This is a genomic window from Nocardioides hwasunensis (assembly GCF_014779665.1).
GTDB classification, from domain to species: domain Bacteria; phylum Actinomycetota; class Actinomycetes; order Propionibacteriales; family Nocardioidaceae; genus Nocardioides; species Nocardioides hwasunensis.
In genome coordinates, this window is the sequence record NZ_JACXYY010000008.1 from 61,758 (window position 1) to 80,769 (window position 19,012).

A 19,012-nucleotide genomic window follows, 5' to 3' on the forward strand; every position below is an offset into this window, starting at 1 on the left:
CGGGATCGACCCCTGTCCGACCCCGAGACCGCCCTGGGAGGAGGTCAGCCGAGCCGGCCCGAAGCCTCGCTCACCTCGCGCAACCTCCTGGCGAGGTCCGCGGTCAGCATGCCGGGGCCGAGCTGCCACGACCACGTCGCCGCGGTGCCCGGGGTGTTCATCCGGGCGTCCGCACCCAGCGACAGCACGTCCTGCGCCTGGACCATCGCGACCCTGCAGGGTGTGGAGTGCGCGAGACGGATCATCGCCCACGCGGGGTCGGCGTCGTCGATGCCGGCTGTCTGCCAGGCGCGCCGTGCCGCGCGGCGCCGGCGCTCTGGCAGTCCGTCCCACCAGCCGACGACGGTGTCGTTGTCGTGCGTGCCGGTGTAGACGACCTGGTCGTGATGCAGGTTCTCGGGCTCGTGCGAGCGGTCCTCGCCGTCGGGGTCGAAGGCGAACTGCAGGACCGCCATCCCGGGGAGGCCGAGGGCCGAGCGGAGCCGTCGCACCGGCTCGTCGATGACCCCGAGATCCTCTGCCACGACAGGCAGCGGTCCGAGCTCGGCGGCCGCCGCGTCGAACACCGCACGGCCGGGCCCCGGCTCCCAGGTGCCGTCCTCGGCGGTGTCGTGATCGGCCGGGACGGCCCAGCAGGCGGCGAAACCGCGGAAGTGGTCGACCCGCACCAGGTCGTAGAGCTCGAGGCTGCGTCGCAGCCGCTCCACCCACCACCGGTAGCCGTCCGCCTCCATCGCCTTCCAGTCGTAGAGGGGGTTGCCCCACAGCTGACCGGTGTCGCTGTAGGCATCCGGCGGCACGCCCGCGACGGCATCGTCGCGGAACAGCTGCGGCCACGCCGATGCGTCCGCGCTGCCCGCGGCGACGTAGATGGGGATGTCACCCAGGACCTGCACACCGTGGTCGGCGGCGAACGACCGCAGTGCGCCCCACTCCCGCTCGAAGCGCACCTGGTCGGCGAGGTCGCCACCGTGGGCCGACCACGACCCAGCCCAGTAGGCGTGGTCGTCGGCGTAGGCCGCCACCTCGGTGTCGCTGACCACGGCGGCGGGGTCCTCGAGCAGTCCCGACCACGCGGCGAACGCCGAGGGGGAGGCGTAGGGCGAGCCGTGCTCGTCCGGGACCGTCAGCGGCAGCACCTGCCACACCGACTGGCCGGCATCGGCCAACCACCGCACGAAGTCCCGCGCCGGCTCCCCGAGCCTGCCACCGGGGAGGGAGGTGATGTGGAGCTGAACCCCAGCGGCCCGCTCGGGGATGCCTGAAGAAGCAGCCATGGCGCCACCCTGTCACGCCGACCGGCAGGGCCCGGCTGCGAGTCGGTCAGCCCACCAGCCCGTGCTCGTGCGCGAAGACCACGATCTGCACCCGGTCGCGCAGCGAGAGCTTGCGCAGCACCGAGCCGACGTGGGTCTTGACCGTCGACTCGGAGGCGAAGATCAGCCCGGCGATCTCGGTGTTCGACAGACCGCGGGCGACGGCGGCGAAGACCTCGCGCTCCTTGTCGGTCAGGGAGAGGTACGCCGCCGGGGCGGGCGCGCGTGCCACGAACTGGCCCTGCAGCAGCAGGGACAGGTCCGCGGGGGCGAGCACCGCGTTGCCGGCGTACACCGTGCGGATCGCGTCGCGCAGCATGACCGGGGTGGTGTCCTTGAGCAGGAAGCCGCTGGCGCCGTAGCGGATCGCGGTGGCTGCACGGTCGTCGAGGTTGAAGGTGGTCAGCACGACCACGCGCAGGGGCTGCTCGCGCCTCGAGACCCGGTCGGGTGCGAAGAGCTGCCGGGTCGCCTCGACACCGTCCATCTCCGGCATCCGGATGTCCATGAGCACCACGTCGGGCTGGAGCTCGTCGCAGACCGCGACCGCCTCGAAGCCGTCACCGGCGACGCCGACGACCTCCATCTCGTCCTGCGCGTCGACGATCACCCGCACGCCCTCGCGGAAGAGCTCCTGGTCGTCGACCAGCACCACCCGGATCACGCGCCGCCCCGCACCGGCACCCAGGCCGTGGCCGTGAACGTCTGGCCGCCGGCCTCGTCGCGACGGCGTACGTCGAGCCTGCCGCCGACCGCCTCCAGCCGGCGGCGCATCCCGTCAACGCCCTGGCCGGGGGTGGCCGCCGCGACGCGTGCGGTCTCGCCGCCGGTGATCGACCGGATCGGCTGGGTGACGTCGGACGACTGCTCGACACCGACGACGTTGCGGACCTCGAGGCGCAGCTCGCCCTCCCAGTGGCGTTCGACGAAGACGGGGCTGTCCCGACGCCCGTGCTTGATGGCGTTGGTCAGCATCTCCTGCAGCACACGGTAGGCGACGGTCTCGAGCTCCGGCGGCATCGGCTGGGGCTGGCCCACGACGGTGGAGACGACCTCGTGGCCACTGCCCCGCACACCGTCGACCAGCGTGTCGAGACTGCCGCTGCGACCTGACGACGTCGGGCTCTGCGTGCTGGTGAGGACCTGGCGCACGTCCTGCAGGGAGGTCCGGGCGGAGGTGGCAATGGTCTCCATCGTCGCCTTGAGCTTCTCGGTGTCCGCGTCCTTGAGGTACTGCGCGGACTCGGCCTGGGCCAGGATCACCGCCAGCGAGTGGCCGACCACGTCGTGCACGTCGCGGGCCAGCCGCGTCTGCTCCTCCCGCAGCCGGGCGATCTCGCGCGCCTGCTCCGACTCCTGCACCGCACGGGCGGCGTCCTCCTCGGCGGCGACCTGCGAGACCCGCGACTGCTCGGCCCGCGAGCCGAAGCGCAGCGCGAGGCCGGCCAGCCACGGCACGCCGAGGACCAGCATCCCCAGGACCGCGGAGCCGACCTGCCACGACGAGCCGAAGCGGTAGGCCCCGTTGATGATGCTGTTGTAGTCGATGAAGCCGGCGAGGACGTCGTAGACCTCGGAGGCGGCGAAGAGCACCACCACCGCAGCGCCGAGCGGGATCGACAGCGCGCTGAGCCACACGGTCAGCGTGCTCCCCCACCTCGCCGTGCCGAACGCGACGAACCCGATCGTCAGCTGGGTCAGCAGCACGGGGGTGCCGGTCATGACCTGGAGGAAGCAGACCAGCCACACCAGGGCGAGACCGATCCCGGGCGCCCGGCGGCTCAGGCCCACCGCCGCTGCGATGCCGAGCACGACCAGGACGAGGGGGAGGCGGGTGCCGTAGAGCTGCACCGTGTGGGTGGCCTCGACGAGTCCGAGCAGGAGCACCAGAGCGGCGAGGACGGCGTCGGGCGCCCAGGACCGGACCCGGGTGAGGTCGAGGTCGAGGTCGCCACCGTCGGAGCGCCGCCGGTAGTCCGGTCGTCCCCCCTGGAGTGCGGGACGGCTCATGCCGACACCACCGCGCGCGTACGCCGCCGCTGCTGGGCGGGCACCTCGACGAGCCGCCAGCTGATCGCCGCCATGACCAGGGTCAGGACCAGCGCCGCGGGGCCGGCGTACGCCTCGAGCGAGGGCCGCAGCCAGAGGGTCAGCGGATAGTTCCAGAGATAGGCGCCGTAGGACACCGTGCCGAGGACGACCAGCGCCCGCGCCGGTCCTGTGACGGAGGTCCAGGTCCGCCACGACAGCAGCAGGACCGCGGTCAGCGCGGCGATGGCGGGACCTCCTGCCAGGTAGGTGAGGGCGTGACCCCGCAATGGAATCACGCTGAGCACCGCCAGGCCGACGAGCGCCACGGGTGCCGCCCACGCGGGGGCGCCGACGCGGCCGCCGAGGATCCGTGTCGCACCGCCGACGACGAAGCAGACCGCCCACGAGGTCGGCAGGGCGTAGGCCAGGTCGGGCGCCTCGTGGAGCCACACCAGCGTCGCGGCGCAGGCGAGCAGGCACGCGGCGGCCACGATCGCAAGCGCGAGTCGCACCCGGCCGCGGGTGAACGCGACCACCAGCACGGCTGGCCAGAGCAGGTAGAACTGCTCCTCGGTCGCGAGCGTCCACAGGTGGAACGTCGCGTCGCTGGCGTGCCCGAAGGGCAGGTTGCCGGTCCACGTCAGCGCGACCAGCACGGTCTTGCCGAGCTCGCCGCGATCGCCGAGCGGGTCGAGCAGCAGGGTCACCACGACGACACCGGCGACCAGGAAGAGCAGCGCCGGCACCAGCCGTCGGGCACGACGCGCGTAGAACCGCCGAAGGTCCACCCGGTCGGTCCGCTCCAGCTCGTCGACCAGCAGACCGGTGATGAGGTAGCCGCTGAGCGCGAAGAACATCACGACGCCGACGACCCCGGCGCCGGGGAAGACCGAGGGCCAGGCGTGGCGCAGCATCACCATCCCGATGGCGATCCCACGCAGCAGGTCGATGCCCTCGATCCGCCCGGAGGTGTGTCCCCTCACGCGACGAGCACGTCGCGCACGAGGCGGTCGAGCAGGTCGGCGTACGACACCCCGGCCGCGGCGAACATCTTCGGCACCTGCGACTGCTCGGTGAAGCCGGGCATGGTGTTGACCTCGTTGAGCACCGGGCCGTCGTCGGTGACGAAGAAGTCGACGCGCGCCACGCCGGCGCAGCCGAGGGCGTCGTAGACCGCGAGCGCGGCGCCCTCGAGCCCCTTGCGGTCCACGTCGTCCATCACGGCGGGGACGCGGAAGTCCGCGCCACCGCCGTACTTCGCGTCGTAGTCGAACCAGCCGTCCACCACGATCTCCAACGCGGGCGAGACCACGCGCGCGCCGTCCGCGGTGCCGAGCACGGCGACGTCGATCTCGCGGCCGACCACGACGTCCTCGACCAGGATCCGGTCGTCGAGGGCGAGGGCTGCCGCCAGCGCGTCGGGCAGCTCGGCCGCCTCACCGACCAGCGTGACGCCGTGGCTCGAGCCCGCGGCGACCGGCTTCACGACGACCGGGTGCGTCCAGGCGTACGTCGACGCGGTGGCCGCCGTCAGCAGCCGGCCGGGCGCGGTGGCGATGCCGAGCGCGCCGGCGAGGAGCTTGGTCGCCCACTTGTCCATCGCGAGCGCGCCCGCGCCGACGCCGGAGCCGACGTAGGGCACCCCGGCGAGCTCGCACAGCGCGGCGAGAGAGCCGTCCTCGCCGCGCGGCCCGTGCACCACCGGGAGCACGGCCGCGCACGACTGGAGGACCGTCACGGCCTCGCCGAGCCCGAGCTCCCGCTCGCCCATGAGCCAGGTGCCGTCGGGCGCGATGGTGAGGCGCACGACGTCGTACGCCGTCGGGTCCAGGGCGTCGGCGACCGCGGCGGCGGACGCGAGGGAGACCGCGTGCTCGCAGTTCTGGCCGCCACCGACGACGGCGATCCTGGGACGACTGGTGCGGGTCGTGCTGGTGGTCACGCGAGGCTCCTGAGACGTGCGGGCGAGGTGGTGATGGCAGTGCGGTGGACGCGCGAGCCGATGCCGGTGACGACCTCGTGCGCGATGGTGTCGGCCCAGCCGGCCCACTCCGCGACGCTCGGCTCGCCGTGGTCGCCGGGCCCGAGGACGATGGCCGTGTCGCCGGGCTCGACGTGGTCGTCACCGAGGTCGACGACGACCTGGTCCATGGAGATCCGGCCGACGACCGGGCGGCGACGGCCGCGGAGCAGCACCTCGGCGCGACCGGACGCGAGCCGCGGCAGACCGTCGGCGTAGCCCAGCGGCAGCAGCGCGAGGGTGGTCGCCGTCGGCGCGATCCAGGTGTGTCCGTAGCCGACGCCCGCCCCGGCGCGGACCCGCCGCACGCTGACGACCGGGGCCGTGAGGGTCAGGCCGGCCGCCAGCGGAGTCGCGCCGGACGGGTCGATGCCGACCAGGCCGGCGCCGATGCGGACGTGCGTGTGGTGGCTGCGCGGGTCGAGCAGGGTCGCCGACGTGGCGGCGAGGTGCCGCATCTCGGGCCGCAGCCCGGCCTGGCGCGCGACCTCCAGACCCCACGCGAAGCGGCGGCGCCCGAGGACGTTGCACTCGTCGGCCGGGGCGTCGGCGCAGCCGAGGTGGCCCATCAGCCCGACCACGTGCACGAGTCCGGCGCGCTCGGCCCGCCGCGCCGCGCGGCACAGCGCCGGCCAGCCCGAGGGCTCGGCGCCGTCGCGGGACATGCCGGTGTCGAGGTGCAGGTGCACCCGCGCGGGCCGCTGGACGCTGGCGGCGCGCAGGATCGCCGCGAGGTGCTCGCGCGAGGGGACGGCGAGGTCGACGTCGGCCGCCAGCGCGGCGGCGTACGACGCATCGAGCGGGTTGAGCCAGCTGAGGATCCGTCCCCCGAGGCCGGCATCGCGCAGGGCGAGCGCTTCGTCGATGCTGGTCACGCCGAGCGAGGTCGCGCCGTGGGCGAGCGCCGTGCGGGCGACGTCGGCGGCGCCGTGCCCGAAGCCGTCGGCCTTGACGACCGCGATCACCTCGGCGTCGGTGCGCGCCGCGAACAGCCGGGTGTTGGCGGCGACCGCGGAGAGGTCGACCTGGAGGCGAGGGCCGTGCCCGGTGCCGGTGTCGGGCACGGCGGCGAGGGCGGTGCAGCTGGGGTGCCCGCGGCGTAGCTCGGAGGAGCGCAGCGGAGGAGAAGAACGTCGTGGGGCACTCATGCGGCGGCCTCGGACTCGACCCGCGCCGGACCGTAGAGCGCGGCCGGGGCGCCGGTCGTCAGCGCCCAGTAGCGGTCGCCGTAGCTCCAGTGCCACCACTCGGTCGGATAGTTCACCAGCCCTGCGTCGCCCAGCACGCGCGCGAGCAGGTCGCGGTGCGCGCGGGCGTCTGCTCCGATGCCCTCCGCGGCGAAGTAGCACGCACCGTCGGACTGCTCGGGCGTCGCGTCGATCGGCGTACCCAGGTCGAGCTCCTCGCCCGTCACGTCGACCAGCGTCAGGTCGACCGCCGCGCCGGCGACGTGGGGCGCGACCGCGACCGGGGACACGAAGCGGCTGGTGAGGACGTCCAGGTCGTCGGCCGAGATGCCGGGGTGGGCCGCGCAGACCTCCGCGGAGTAGGCCGCGATGATCGCCGTCTGGTCGGCGACCGAGCGGTGTCCCTCGACGACACGGAGCGCGAGGCCGGGCGGGAGCGCGCGCTGCGCCTCGGCCAGCCGGTCCGCCAGCCCCAGGCGTACGAGTGCCCGTGCCGGCCCGAAGGACTCGTCGAGGCGCACGAGCACCTCCCCTGACTCGTGGACGGGGACGGCGCCGACGCGCGGGTCGGAGAGCAGGATGATCATGACCACCACGCTCCCCGCTCGCGGTGGCATGCACCTCCGCCTCAGGTGCCGAAGGGCTGTCCTCGAGGACGAGATCTCGCGGTGGCGATGCGGAGCGATCCCGCCCGCTCCGAGCGGGACACGTGTCCGAGATGTCGCCCTTGGTTCGGCTGTACGAGGGGAACTCCTCGGACACGTGTCCGCGAAGTTGCCGCAGTTCCGTGCGCCAGGGCAATGTCACGGACACGTGTCCCGGGGGCGGCCGTAGAGTGGCGGCATGCCGGAGCACGACCGGAAGGACGACGAGTTCGAGGTGGCCGACCCGCGGTCGGGCCGCCGCGAGGCCGAGCGCGACAGCCGCACGGGTCGCTCGGCAGCCGCCGCCCGGATCGCCCAGCAGTCCTCGTGGGTCGACCTGCAGGTGCGGCAGGCGATGGAGCGCGGCGAGTTCGACTACCTGCCCGGCCGGGGCAAGCCGATCGAGGACCTCGGGTCCGAGCACGACCCCGACTGGTGGGTCAAGAAGCTCGTCGAGCGCGAGAACATCGCCCTCCTCCCACCGGCGCTGGCGATCCGCAAGGAGGACGCCGAGCTCGACGGTCGGCTCGACGCGATCAACGTCGAGTCGGAGGTACGCCGCGAGGTGGAGGAGTTCAACGCCCGCGTGCGCAAGGCGATCTACACCCCGCCGGTCGGACCCTCCGGTCCGCCGGTGATCACGCAGCAGCGCGACGTCGACGCCGAGGTCGTCGCGTGGACCGAGCGGCGTACGGCTCGCATCGAGGCACAGCGTGCCGCGCGGGCAGCCGTCCGGCCGGAGGCGCCGAAGCGCCCCTGGTGGCGCCGCCGCTCAGGCGGCTGACCGACCGGTGGCGGTCAGTCCCACTCGAGGCCCCCGCGACGCCACTCGTAGGCGTAGGCGAGCGAGAGGTTGAGGATGAACAGCACGACCGCGACGTAGCCGAACATGCCGAGCTGGTCGAAGTGGACCGCCCACGGCACGAGGAACATGATCTCGACGTCGAAGATGATGAACGTCATCGCGATCGTGTAGTAGCGCACGGGGATGGTGCGGTTGTTGCGTCCGGGGTCGTGGACCGGCTGGATGCCGCACTCGTAGGAGTCGACCTTGACCCGGTTGTAGCGCTTCGGTCCGACGACCGAGCTCATCAGCACCGAGCCCACGGCGAACAGGCCCGCGATCGCGGACAGCACGATCACCGGGGTGTAGAGCTCCATCGTCACTCCTCGTGGCGGGCGGACGTCGTGGGGAGAGTCCTAGCAGGTCGGGGCAAACGATGGCCAACCCTGGCTCGAGAGATCCGTCATATCTGCGCGGCACCGAGCGGCGGTAGTTTGCCGCTCATGCCTCGTACCGCCAAGGACTTCTTCGCCCCGCTCGCTGTCGGCGCACCCCAGCCGCTGCGCGAGATCCCCGCCCGCCCGAGCCGAGCGATCCACTTCTTCGACCCGGGCAACGAGAAGATGGCGGCTAAGGTCCCCGCCATGGTCGGCACCGTCGACGTGCTGCTCGGCAACCTCGAGGACGCGGTCAAGGCGGAGAACAAGGAGAAGTCCCGCCAAGGCCTGCTCGACATCGGGAGGTCGACAGAGTTCGGTCCCACCCAGTTCTGGACCCGGGTCAACTCCCTCGACAGCCCCTGGGGGCTCGACGACCTGACCACCCTCGTCACCGAGGTCGGCGACAAGCTCGACGTGATCATGGTGCCGAAGGTGCAGGGCGCCGAGGACATCCACTACGTCGACCGGCTGCTCGCCCAGCTCGAGGCCAAGGCGGGCCTGACCCGGCCGATCCTCGTCCACGCGATCCTCGAGACCGCACGCGGCGTGGCCAACGTCGAGGAGATCTGCGCGGCCAGCCCGCGGATGCAGGGGCTGTCCCTCGGACCAGCCGACCTCGCCGCGGACCGTCGGATGAAGACCACCCGCGTCGGCGGCGGCCACCCCGGCTACCTCGTGCGGCAGGACCCGCCCCGCAGCGACGCCGGCGAGACGCAGTACGACGCCGACCGCACGACGTACCAGCAGGACCTGTGGCACTACACGATCGCCCGGATGGTCGACGCGTGCGCGATGCACGGGATCTACCCCTACTACGGGCCGTTCGGGGACATCGTGGACACCGTCGCGTGCGAGGACCAGTTCCGCAACGCGTTCCTCCTCGGGTGCGTCGGCGCGTGGAGCCTCCACCCGGCGCAGATCGCGATCGCCCACCGGGTCTTCTCGCCCAGCGTCGAGGACGTCGCGCACGCCCGCCGGGTGATCGCGGCGATGGGCGACGGCACCGGCGCGGTGATGATCGACGGCAAGATGGAGGACGACGCCTCGGTGAAGCAGTGCCAGGTGATGGTCGCCCTGGCCGACGAGCTGGCGGCGATCGACCCCGAGCTGAAGAAGCAGTACGACGCGATCTCGCTGGAGGCCTGAGATGACTGCCCACTCGACGACACCGTTCACCCCGCTGCGCTCGGTGCTCTACATGCCGAGCTCCAACGAGCGCGCGCTCGAGAAGGCCAAGGCCATCGCGTGCGACGCGCTGATCCTCGACCTCGAGGACGCCGTCGCCCCCGACGCCAAGGCCTCGGCCCGCGAGGCGGCCGCCGCCGCTGCGGCCAGCGGTGACTACGGCCGTCGCACGGTCACGATCCGGGTCAACGGCATCGGCAGCGAGTGGCACGCCGCCGACCTCGTCGCCGCGGCCGCCGCCGGCCCCGACGCGGTCGTGGTGCCGAAGGTCAGCACCGCCGACGAGGTCCGCGGTCTGGCGACGGCGCTCGAGTGGGCGGGCGCGCCGGAGCACACGAAGCTCTGGGCGATGATCGAGACACCCGAGGCGATCTTCAACGTGCGCGAGCTCGCGGCCGCCTCGCCGCGGTTGACCGCGCTGGTGCTCGGCACCAACGACCTCGTCAAGGAGCTGTACGCCGAGCACGTCCCCGGTCGCGCGCCGATCCTGCCGAGCCTGCACACCACCCTCCTCGCCGGACGCGCCGCCGGGATCGCGGTGATCGACGGCGTCTACAACGACGTGAAGGACACCGAGGGCTTCCTCGCCGAGTGCACGCAGGGCCGCCAGATGGGCTTCGACGGCAAGACGCTGGTCCACCCCGGCCAGGTCGAGGGCGCCAACACCGCCTTCGCCCCCAGCGAGCAGGCGGTCGACGACGCGAGGGGCCTGATCGCCGCGTTCGAGGACGGCAAGGGCGCCGGGGTGGTGACCTACAACGGCAGGATGATCGAGAACCTCCACGTGGAGTCGGCCCGCCGGACGCTGTCGATCCACGACGCCATCGGCGCCCTGAGCGCTGACTGAAGTATTTCACCCGCAGGGATGTGCTGACTTCCCAAATCGTAGGGGTGACGGGCACAGTGTTCTGGCCGCCCAAGATGTGGGTGGCATAAGGAGGCTAGACAACATGGTTGTCCTCGGACTGATCCTGCTCATCATCGGACTGCTCGTCTCATCGGCGAAGATCCTGGTCACCATCGGCCTGATCCTCATCGTGGTCGGCCTGGTGCTCAACTTCGTCCCGATCGGCGGCTCGAGCCGCCGGGTCTTCTAGCGGCGAAGCGCCTTCTGACGGGCCTCGGACACCTCGGGTGTCCGGGGCCCGCGTGCGTCTCGGGTCACGACCGCGGGCCGAGGATCCGCAGCACACCCTCGAGCACCTGGCCGACCGGGCTGCCGATGTCGGCGCCGAGGTCGCGGTCGGTGACCGCGACGCCGACCTGGTCGGTGATCAGTCCATCGATCCCGCGACGCAGGTAGTCGCGGATCAGGCCGGGGTCGTTGACGGTCCACACCCAGACGGCCTTGCTCGCGTCGCGGCCCTCGCGACCGAGGCGGTCGGAGTAGGACCAGTCCTCCACCACGACGAAGTCCGCCGTCGTCCTCGGGAGCGCGCCGATGTTGAAGGGCACGACGTAGCCCACGTCGATGTCGGGCAGCAGCTCGCCCACCTGCTCGACGAGGTCGCGGTCGAGCGACTGCACGAGCCAGTCGTCGGGGACCTCGAGCGCCTCCAGGTCGGCGACGAACCGCTCGGCGAAGCCGGGGGCCTCGTGCCCGTGCGGCTTCAGCTCGATGAGCAGCCGCACGCCGAGCTGCTTCGCGCGGTCGGCGTACTCCGCGAACGAGGGCAGCGGCGCCTCGTGCCCGCCCTGGCGCAGCGTCGTGCCGACGAGGTCGTCGAAGTCCTCGTCCCAGGCATCGACGTCCTCCCCTGCGAGGCGCGACAGGTTCACGTCGTGCATCACCACGAGCTGCTGGTCCTTCGTCTCCAGCACGTCCAGCTCGACCACGTCGGCACCCGCGGAGGCCGCCGCCTCGAGTGCCGGGACGGTGTTCTCGACCGCCTCCTCGGTGTAGCCGCGGTGCCCGACGACCACGGTGGCAGCAGGATCGCGCGCCGAGCGGATGTCCGAGGCGTGCGCGTAGGTCCCGACGACCAGGAAGCCCGCCGACACGACCACCGCGAGGCCTGCCACGAGGGCGCGGGTGCGGCTGCGCAGCCGTCGCACGGGTACGTCGGGCTCGTCGGCGAGGTCGCGCTCCCAGGCGACCAGCCAGAGGGTCACCCAGGCCGCGGCGATGCCGAGCGCCAGGAAGCGGCCGAGGTCGACGACCGCGAGCGAGAAGCCAGGCCACCAGGCACTCTCGTCGCCACCGACCGTGCTGGCGAGCGCCGTGACCAGGACGGCCAGGCCGGAGATGACCGCAAGCACGGCGACGAGAACGACGACGACCGCCACGAGCGTGACCGCTGGCCGCCACGGCACCCAGCCGGTGGCTCGGAAGCTGTCGCGCATCGCGCCGGGCAGGCCCCGATCGGAGCCGAGGAAGATCGCGAGCGTGAGGATCATCCGCAGCGCGAGGTAGACGATCGCGGCGTTGAGCAACCACCAGGCGATCGCTCCGCCGGTCGTCTTGGTCAGCTCACCGCTGATGAAGGCGGGCACCGCGACGTGGGTGGTGAGACCGCTGGTCACCCCGACGTTGGCCAGCGGGAGGAGGAAGACGGCGTAGACCGCGAACAGCAGGACCGAGCGGACGTCGAGCTTGCGCGCGGCCTGCCGGAAGTCGGCCGCCAGACCACGCACGCTGAGGTTCTCGCCCTGCAGGTGCCGCTGGGCCGCGAGGGTCAGCACGGCCAGCTCGGCGAAGATGAGGACGACCGCCACGGTCGAGAAGACGACGAGCACCAGCAGCGTGAGCGGACTGGTGGCGACCGCTCGCAGCGAGTCGGTGTTGACCGCTCCCGTGTCGACGGTGTCGAGCACGAGGTCGAAGAGGCGACCGAGCGCCGGCAGTCCGAGCCCCACCACGAAGGCGTTCACGAGCGCGACGATCGAGAGGTAGCCGAGCAGGTGCCGACGCAGGACCCGGGTCGCGACCCGGTGCGGAGGCGCGTCGGTCAGCAGTTCCACCGGACCATCATGGCCCACCGCGCACCGACGTGCGATCAGGCGACGTCGCCGCCACCGCGGCGGAAGCGGTCGTTGAGCCAGCCGCTGGCCTGGCCCATCCAGCCGGCGAGGTCGTGCACGAGCCTGCCCAGGGTGTCCTGGGTGCGCTCGAAGGCGTCGGAGTAGCTCGCCGCAGCCTCCTGCGCGGCGTCGCTCACCGAGGCGGTGTCGTCGTCGGCGCGGCGCGGGTAGTCGCCGCCGAGGATGGCCGTGTAGGCGCCGGTGTCGATCCAGCGGCGCAGCTCGGTGGCGCGCACGACCGCGAACGGGTGGGTCTGCTGCTGGAGCAGCGAGAGCTTGATGAGCGACTCGCGCACGTCGCCGCCCTCGTCGTACTCCGCTCCCTGCTGGAGGAACGAGGTGACGTCGAGCTCGTCGAGCGTGCCGCCGCTCGCGAGCTTCATGTGGGTGCGCAGCGCGGCGGTCGGGTCCTGGCTGGCGAGCAGGCCGGCGCGGTCGGCCGACAGCTCGGCCTTGCGCGACCACTCCAGCAGCCCGACGGTCACCATCCGGATGCCGATCGCGCCGCCGGGGATCGCGTTCAGCAGACCGCCGAGCCCGAGCAGGCGCATCAGCAGCGTGCGGTAGACCGCGTGGCCGCTGATCGCGTGGCCGAGCTCGTGGCCGATCACGAAGCGCAGCTCGTCATCGTCGAGGTGGTGCACGAGGCCGGAGGACAGCATGATGATCGGCTTGTCCATGCCGATGGTCAGGGCGTTGAGCCTTGGGTCGGCCTGGACGTACATCTCGGGCAGGACCTCGGTGTCGAGGCTGCGGCCGACCTCCGCCAGCAGCCGGTGCAGCCGCTCGAACTGCCGCTCGTCGACGCGCACCGCCGAGCCGAGCAGGGTCAGCCGCCACGCGCGCTCACGGAACACCCCCGACATCGTCTTCAGCAGCACGTCGAAGCCCTTGAGCTTGCGCAGGGCGACGAGCGCACCCCTGTCGGCGGGGTGCTCCCACGCCCGCGAGCTGATGTCGGTCAGTACGACGCGCGAGCGCGCCGGCTTCTTCTTGTCCCCCGATGCCATGGCCGCATCCTCGCCGATCGGGCCAAGAAAGTCAGCGCTTCGAATGTCTCGGGCACCACGGCCCGCTCGACCATGCCCGTGGACGGGCCGTCAGCCGCGGCGCACCGGAGCCACCGGGATGGTCACGCCTCGCTCGTCGGCGACCTCGATCGCGCGGTCGTAGCCCGCGTCGACGTGGCGGATCACGCCCATGCCCGGGTCGTTGGTCAGCACGCGCTCGATCTTCTCCGCGGCGAGGTCGGTGCCGTCGGCGACGGTGACCTGACCGGCGTGGAGCGAGCGGCCGATGCCGACGCCCCCGCCGTGGTGGAACGAGACCCACGTCGCGCCGGATGCGGTGTTGACCAGGGCGTTGAGGATCGCCCAGTCGGCGATGGCGTCCGAGCCGTCGAGCATCGACTCGGTCTCGCGGTAGGGGGATGCCACCGAGCCGCAGTCGAGGTGGTCACGCCCGATCACGATCGGCGCGGTGAGCTCGCCGCTGGCCACCATCTCGTTGAACCTCGCGCCGGCCTTCGCGCGGTCGCCGTAGCCCAGCCAGCAGATGCGTGCCGGCAGTCCTTGGAACTGCACGCGCTCGGCCGCCATGTCGAGCCACGTGTGGAGCCGGGCGTACTCCGGCTTCTCGTCGGCCGGGAACAGCTCCTTGATCGCGCGGTCGGTCGCGGCGATGTCGGCGGGGTCGCCGGACAGCGCGGCCCACCGGAACGGCCCCTTCCCCTCGCAGAAGAGGGGGCGGATGTAGGCCGGCACGAAGCCGGGGAACTCGAACGCCCGGTCGTAGCCGCCCTTGCGGGCCTCGTCGCGGATCGAGTTGCCGTAGTCGAAGACCTCGGCACCCGCGTCCTGGAACTCCACCATCGCGCGGACGTGGCGGGCCATCGACTCCTGGCTGCGCTTGGTGAACCCGCGCGGGTCGTCGGTGCGCTCGCGCTCCCAGTCGTCGTACGCAGTCCCGGCGGGGAGGTAGAACAGCGGGTCGTGCGCGGAGGTCTGGTCGGTGACGATGTCGACGAGCGGTCCGTCCCCGGCCTCGCCGCGGTCGAGGTGGCGCTCGAGCAGCTCGGGCAGGAGGTCGGCGGCGTTGCCGAGCACGCCGATCGACAGGGCGCGACGCTCGTCTCGGGCCTCGAGGGCGAGGTCGATCGCGTGGTCGAGGTCGCGCGCCTGGACGTCGAGGTAGCGGGTCTCGAGGCGCCGGTCGATGCGGTGCTGGTCGACCTCGATGCAGATCACCACGCCGTCGTTCATGGTCACGGCCAGCGGCTGCGCGCCGCCCATGCCGCCGAGGCCGGCGGTGACGGTGATCGTGCCGGCGAGGGACCCGTTGAACCTCTTGTCCGCGATCGCGGCGAAGGTCTCGAACGTGCCCTGGAGGATGCCCTGGGTGCCGATGTAGATCCACGACCCGGCGGTCATCTGGCCGTACATCGTCAGGCCGAGGTCCTCCAGCCGACGGAACTCCTCCCAGTTGGCCCAGTCGCCGACCAGGTTGGAGTTGGCGATCAGCACGCGCGGCGCCCACTCGTGGGTGCGCATCACGCCGACCGGCTTGCCCGACTGCACGAGCAGCGTCTCGTCGGACTCCAGCTCGCGCAGCGTGCGGACGAGGGCGTCGTAGGCCTCCCAGCTGCGCGCGGCCTTGCCCGTGCCGCCGTAGACGACGAGGTCCGCGGGTGCCTCGGCGTTGTCGGGGTCGAGGTTGTTCATCAGCATCCGCAGCGGCGCCTCGGTCTGCCACGACTTCGCGGTCAGCTCGGTGCCGCGCGCGGCGCGGATGGGGAGGCGGTGGTTGCCGTGAGGAGCGTCCGTGGTCATGCACTCATGAAAGCGCTGCAGCGTCATCGACCGAAAGAGGTCGACCCGAGACACGGTCTGTGATCCGAGACTGGCTCGGCGGCCACGCTCTCGCTGGTCAACGACTCCTGTTACGTGCACGAGCCCACGCCCGCGCGGATCTCATCAGCTCGTCGCGAGTGATGTAGGTGTCGTTCGGTCGCAGGTGTGGACGCACCTGGGTCACGCCGTTGGAGCACAAGGCGTCGTTGTGCCAGTTGTCGTCCATCGTGGGCGACCACCAGCACCTCCAGAGAGGAGCAGCCGCGGGTGCCACTTGGGCTCGCGCACTCTCGGTTCCCGACGATGCCTGCGCCGCGGCTCCGGACCCGGGCGCGGCGAGGATCACGACCAGGATGGTCCCGCACAGGCTTGCTCTCACGAGACGCACCGTAGTGCCGACCGCGAGCCCCGTCTGCAGAACAGCACTACTCATCGGTACGGCGGGGTAATGCCTTGCGGCGTCAGGCCAGCGGGCCGATCACTGACTCGGCGGCGGCGAGCACCGCGCCGGACTGGACCAGGCCGACGGCGGCCTCGATCTCGGGCGAGAGGTGGCGGTCGGGCCCCGGCCCGGCGATGCCGTGGGTGCGCAGGAGCCCGACGACGGCGCCCGTCGCGGGCGACGGCGTCAGCGGGGCGCGGAGGTCGAGCGCGCGGGCCGCGGTGAGCACCTCGACGGCGACGACCCGGGACAGCCCGTCGACGGATCGGCGCAGCTTGCGGGCGGCGTTCCACCCCATCGACACGTGGTCCTCCTGCATCGCGCTGGAGGGGATCGAGTCGACCGACGCAGGGACGGCGAGCCGCTTCAGCTCGGAGACGATCGCGGCCTGGGTGTACTGCGCGATCATGTGGCCGCTGTCGACGCCGGGGTCGTCGGCGAGGAACGGCGGCAGGCCGTGGTTGCGCGACGTGTCGAGGAAGCGGTCCGTGCGACGCTCGCTGATCGAGGCCACGTCGGCGGCGACGATCGCCAGGAAGTCGAGCACGTAGCCCACTGGCGCACCGTGGAAGTTGCCGTTGGACTCCACGTCGTCGCCCAGCACCACCGGGTTGTCGATCGCGCTGGCGAGCTCGCGCCCGGCGACCGTGGCGGCGTGCTCGACGGTGTCGCGGGCCGCACCGTGCACCTGGGGGGAGCAGCGCAGGGAGTAGGCGTCCTGCACCCGGTTGCAGTCGCCGGTGCGGTGCGAGGCGACGATCGCCGACCCCGCCATGAGGGCCGTCAGGTTCGCCGCGGACAGGGCCTGGCCCGGGTGGGGGCGGATCGCCTGCAGCTCGGGCGCGAAGACCCGGTCGGTGCCGAGCTGTCCCTCCACGCTCATCGCGGCGGCGACGTCGGCGGTGCGCAGCAGCATCCGCAGGTCGGTGATCGCCATGACGAGCATGCCCAGCATCCCGTCGGTGCCGTTGATGAGCGCGAGCCCCTCCTTGGCGACCAGCTCCACGGGCTCGAGACCGGCGGCGGCGAGCGCGTCGGCGGCCGGCATCAGCGTGCCCTCGGCGTCGCGGACCTCGCCCTCCCCCATCAGCGCGAGCGCGCAGTGCGACAGCGGCGCGAGGTCGCCCGAGCAGCCGAGCGAGCCGTACTCCCGCACCACGGGCGTGATCCCGTGCGACAGCAGGGCGGCCATGAGCTGCGCGGTCTCCCGGCGTACGCCGGTGTGGCCGGTGGCGAGCGTCGAGAGGCGCAGCAGCATCAGGCCGCGCACCACCTCGCGCTCCACCTCCGGACCCGACCCGGCCGCGTGGGAGCGGACGAGGGAGCGCTGGAGCTGCGCCCGCATCTCGGTGGGGATGTGGCGGGTGGCCAGAGCGCCGAAGCCGGTGCTCACGCCGTAGGTCGGGGTCTCCGCTGCGGCGAGCGTCTCGATGACCGCGCGGGCGCGGTCGACCGCGGCGAGCGCCTCCCCGGTCAGCTCGACTCGCGCATGGTGGCGCGCGACGCGGACGAGGTCCTCGAAGGAGACGGGGCCGACACCGACGTCGACCACCGTGGAGGCCTGGCTGCTCTGCATGCGCTCCATGAAACTCCCGACGACCGGGCACCACCAGAGCCTCCGGCGCAGCAGGGGTCTGGCATACGAGACTCGCGTTCGGTGCGCCGCCACCACTGGACAGGTGGCCGTCTGCTGCGACACTGAGGACATGACCACCACCATCATCGTTGTCGTCGTCGTCGTGCTGGTCGTCCTGGGAGCTGCACTCGTCCTGGGTCAGCGGAAGAAGAGGCAGACCGGCATCGACCGGTCGCAGCAGCTCAGGTCCGAGGCCGCCACGGACGCCGCTGCCGCGGTCCCGCCCGCCCGCGAGCGCGCCGCGGCGACGCAGGCCGAGGCCGAGGAGGCGCGCGCCGAGGCCGACGCCGCCGAGGCGCACGCCGAGCAGGTCGAGGCCGTGGCGCACGAGGCGCGCGTCGAGGCCCAGCAGGCTGAGGCGGCCCACGAGGACCAGGTCCGCGAGGCCGACCGGCTCGACCCGCGCGTGGACCAGAAGGCCGACGACTACGCGCCCCAGCTCCCCGACAACACCGACCAGCAGCCCGCCTCGCCGCCGCCGGCGTCCGAGGTGGCCACCGAGCCGGCCGAGCCGGCCATCCCGGCCGAGCCGACCGACCCCGTGGCTCCGGCCAGCGGCACGGCCCCGCTGCCGCGTCGTACGCCGGGGGCGCAGGACATGCCCGGCAAGCCCATCGAGAAGACCGACGACGGCGGCGGCTGGTTCACCAAGCCCGACACGACGAGGGCACCGGACTCCGACCGCACCTGATGAGCCAGGTCCCCGCCGCCACGCGGGCGCTGCGGGTGCTGCGGTTCCTCGCGACGCAGGCCGACCCGGTCCCGCTCGAGCGGATCGTGCGCGCGTGCGACCTGCCGCGGAGCACGGCGTACCACCTGCTCAACACGATGATCGACGAGGGCTTCGTCGTGCACCTGCCCGACGAGCACCGCTACGGCCTCGGCGTGGCCGCGTTCGAGGTCGGCAGCGGGTTCACCCGGCAGGAGCCGCTCGCCCGGCTGGCGCGTCGTCCGCTCGCCGAGCTCGTCGACCGGACCGGCCACGGCGCGCACCTCGCCGTGCTCCACGGTCGCGACGTGCTCTACGTGATCGAGGAGCGCGCACCCGGCAGGCCGCCGCTCGTCACCGACGTCGGAGTCCGCCTCCCGGCCCACCTGACCGCGTCCGGTCGCGCGATCCTCGCCGCCCTCCCGGCCAGCCAGGTCCGCGCGCTCTATCCCGACCGCTCGGCGTTCGTCGACCGGCACGGCGTCGGCCCGACGTCGCTCAGTGCGCTGCGCACCGTGCTGTCCGAGACCCGGCAGCGAGGCCATGCGACCGAGGACGGCGAGGTCACCCCGGGACTCCAGAGCGTCGCCGCAGCGGTCCTCGACCACAACGCCCACCCCGTCGCGGGGGTGGCGGTCACGTTCCCCACCGGGGAGCGCGTGGCCGGGATCGCCGACGCCGTCTCCGCCACCGCCACGCGGCTGGGCCGGAGGGTCGGCGGAAGGGTTGCCACGTAGCCCCGACGGGG

General features: G+C 72.5%; 18 protein-coding genes. 6 read left to right on the forward strand and 12 right to left on the reverse strand.

All coding sequences use genetic code 11. From position 1 onward, the window contains the following. Nucleotides 1-44: 44 nt before the first annotated feature. The 7 genes from IEZ25_RS18215 to IEZ25_RS18245 are packed head-to-tail and all read right to left on the reverse strand — an operon-like array spanning nucleotide 45 to nucleotide 7,141. Nucleotides 45-1,277 carry a 4-alpha-glucanotransferase gene (locus IEZ25_RS18215; protein ID WP_191200893.1) on the reverse strand — a complete coding sequence of 411 codons (1,233 nt, stop codon included), beginning with the start codon at nucleotides 1,275-1,277 and terminating at the stop codon, nucleotides 45-47. Between the two features lie 46 nt (nucleotides 1,278-1,323). Beyond that, nucleotides 1,324-1,980 carry a response regulator gene (locus tag IEZ25_RS18220; protein WP_191200894.1) on the reverse strand — a complete coding sequence of 219 codons (657 nt, stop codon included), beginning with the start codon at nucleotides 1,978-1,980 and terminating at the stop codon, nucleotides 1,324-1,326. Next, nucleotides 1,977-3,326, reverse strand: a complete 1,350-nt coding sequence (locus tag IEZ25_RS18225; protein WP_191200895.1) for a sensor histidine kinase — start codon at nucleotides 3,324-3,326, stop codon at nucleotides 1,977-1,979. The genes IEZ25_RS18220 and IEZ25_RS18225 overlap by 4 nt, the downstream gene beginning before the upstream one ends. Then, nucleotides 3,323-4,330 carry an acyltransferase family protein gene (locus IEZ25_RS18230; protein ID WP_318152319.1) on the reverse strand — a complete coding sequence of 336 codons (1,008 nt, stop codon included), beginning with the start codon at nucleotides 4,328-4,330 and terminating at the stop codon, nucleotides 3,323-3,325. The genes IEZ25_RS18225 and IEZ25_RS18230 overlap by 4 nt, the downstream gene beginning before the upstream one ends. Continuing rightward, nucleotides 4,327-5,289, reverse strand: a complete 963-nt coding sequence (locus tag IEZ25_RS18235) for a D-alanine--D-alanine ligase family protein (RefSeq protein WP_191200896.1) — start codon at nucleotides 5,287-5,289, stop codon at nucleotides 4,327-4,329. Before IEZ25_RS18235 ends, IEZ25_RS18230 begins: the two co-directional genes overlap by 4 nt. Next, complete coding sequence (alr, locus tag IEZ25_RS18240) at nucleotides 5,286-6,515, reverse strand: alanine racemase (RefSeq protein ID WP_191200897.1); 1,230 nt, start codon at nucleotides 6,513-6,515, stop codon at nucleotides 5,286-5,288. Before alr ends, IEZ25_RS18235 begins: the two co-directional genes overlap by 4 nt. Next, entirely contained in the window at nucleotides 6,512-7,141 is a 630-nt protein-coding gene (locus IEZ25_RS18245; RefSeq protein ID WP_191200898.1) for a M15 family metallopeptidase, read from the reverse strand. The genes alr and IEZ25_RS18245 overlap by 4 nt, the downstream gene beginning before the upstream one ends. A gap of 256 nt (nucleotides 7,142-7,397) precedes the next feature. Between IEZ25_RS18245 and IEZ25_RS18250 the strand changes: the two genes are divergently transcribed. Further along, entirely contained in the window at nucleotides 7,398-7,982 is a 585-nt protein-coding gene (locus IEZ25_RS18250) for a DnaJ family domain-containing protein (RefSeq protein ID WP_191200899.1), read from the forward strand. A 14-nt stretch (nucleotides 7,983-7,996) separates the two neighbouring features. On the opposite strand, the gene IEZ25_RS18255 is transcribed toward IEZ25_RS18250, so the two are convergent. Next, nucleotides 7,997-8,359 carry an NADH-quinone oxidoreductase subunit A gene (locus tag IEZ25_RS18255; protein ID WP_191200900.1) on the reverse strand — a complete coding sequence of 121 codons (363 nt, stop codon included), beginning with the start codon at nucleotides 8,357-8,359 and terminating at the stop codon, nucleotides 7,997-7,999. Between the two features lie 126 nt (nucleotides 8,360-8,485). Here IEZ25_RS18255 and IEZ25_RS18260 point away from each other — a divergent pair, with 126 nt between their 5' ends. From IEZ25_RS18260 to IEZ25_RS18270, 3 genes are all read left to right on the forward strand, one after another. Continuing rightward, nucleotides 8,486-9,568, forward strand: a complete 1,083-nt coding sequence (locus IEZ25_RS18260) for an HpcH/HpaI aldolase/citrate lyase family protein (protein WP_191200901.1) — start codon at nucleotides 8,486-8,488, stop codon at nucleotides 9,566-9,568. 1 nt (nucleotide 9,569) lies between these two features. Then, nucleotides 9,570-10,454, forward strand: coding sequence for an HpcH/HpaI aldolase/citrate lyase family protein (locus IEZ25_RS18265; RefSeq protein WP_191200902.1), 885 nt, complete (start codon nucleotides 9,570-9,572; stop codon nucleotides 10,452-10,454). A 103-nt stretch (nucleotides 10,455-10,557) separates the two neighbouring features. After that, on the forward strand, nucleotides 10,558-10,704 hold the full coding sequence (locus IEZ25_RS18270) for a hypothetical protein (protein ID WP_191200903.1): 147 nt from the start codon (nucleotides 10,558-10,560) through the stop codon (nucleotides 10,702-10,704). 64 nt (nucleotides 10,705-10,768) lie between these two features. Here IEZ25_RS18270 and IEZ25_RS18275 read toward each other — a convergent pair whose 3' ends face one another. From IEZ25_RS18275 to hutH, 4 genes are all read right to left on the reverse strand, one after another. Beyond that, on the reverse strand, nucleotides 10,769-12,568 hold the full coding sequence (locus tag IEZ25_RS18275) for a glycerophosphoryl diester phosphodiesterase membrane domain-containing protein (protein WP_191200904.1): 1,800 nt from the start codon (nucleotides 12,566-12,568) through the stop codon (nucleotides 10,769-10,771). Between the two features lie 35 nt (nucleotides 12,569-12,603). Beyond that, complete coding sequence (locus tag IEZ25_RS18280) at nucleotides 12,604-13,638, reverse strand: M48 family metallopeptidase (protein WP_191200905.1); 1,035 nt, start codon at nucleotides 13,636-13,638, stop codon at nucleotides 12,604-12,606. Between the two features lie 90 nt (nucleotides 13,639-13,728). Continuing rightward, nucleotides 13,729-15,456 carry a urocanate hydratase gene (hutU, locus tag IEZ25_RS18285; RefSeq protein WP_191200906.1) on the reverse strand — a complete coding sequence of 576 codons (1,728 nt, stop codon included), beginning with the start codon at nucleotides 15,454-15,456 and terminating at the stop codon, nucleotides 13,729-13,731. A gap of 482 nt (nucleotides 15,457-15,938) precedes the next feature. Further along, the gene (hutH, locus tag IEZ25_RS18290) at nucleotides 15,939-17,495 is read right to left on the reverse strand and encodes a histidine ammonia-lyase (protein ID WP_224749274.1); all 1,557 of its coding nucleotides are present in this window, start codon (nucleotides 17,493-17,495) and stop codon (nucleotides 15,939-15,941) included. 130 nt (nucleotides 17,496-17,625) lie between these two features. On the opposite strand from hutH, the gene IEZ25_RS18295 reads away from it, so the two are divergent. Beyond that, nucleotides 17,626-18,246 carry a hypothetical protein gene (locus IEZ25_RS18295; protein ID WP_191200908.1) on the forward strand — a complete coding sequence of 207 codons (621 nt, stop codon included), beginning with the start codon at nucleotides 17,626-17,628 and terminating at the stop codon, nucleotides 18,244-18,246. Further along, complete coding sequence (locus tag IEZ25_RS18300) at nucleotides 18,246-19,001, forward strand: IclR family transcriptional regulator (RefSeq protein WP_191200909.1); 756 nt, start codon at nucleotides 18,246-18,248, stop codon at nucleotides 18,999-19,001. The genes IEZ25_RS18295 and IEZ25_RS18300 overlap by 1 nt, the downstream gene beginning before the upstream one ends. The last annotated feature ends 11 nt before the right edge of the window (nucleotides 19,002-19,012 follow it).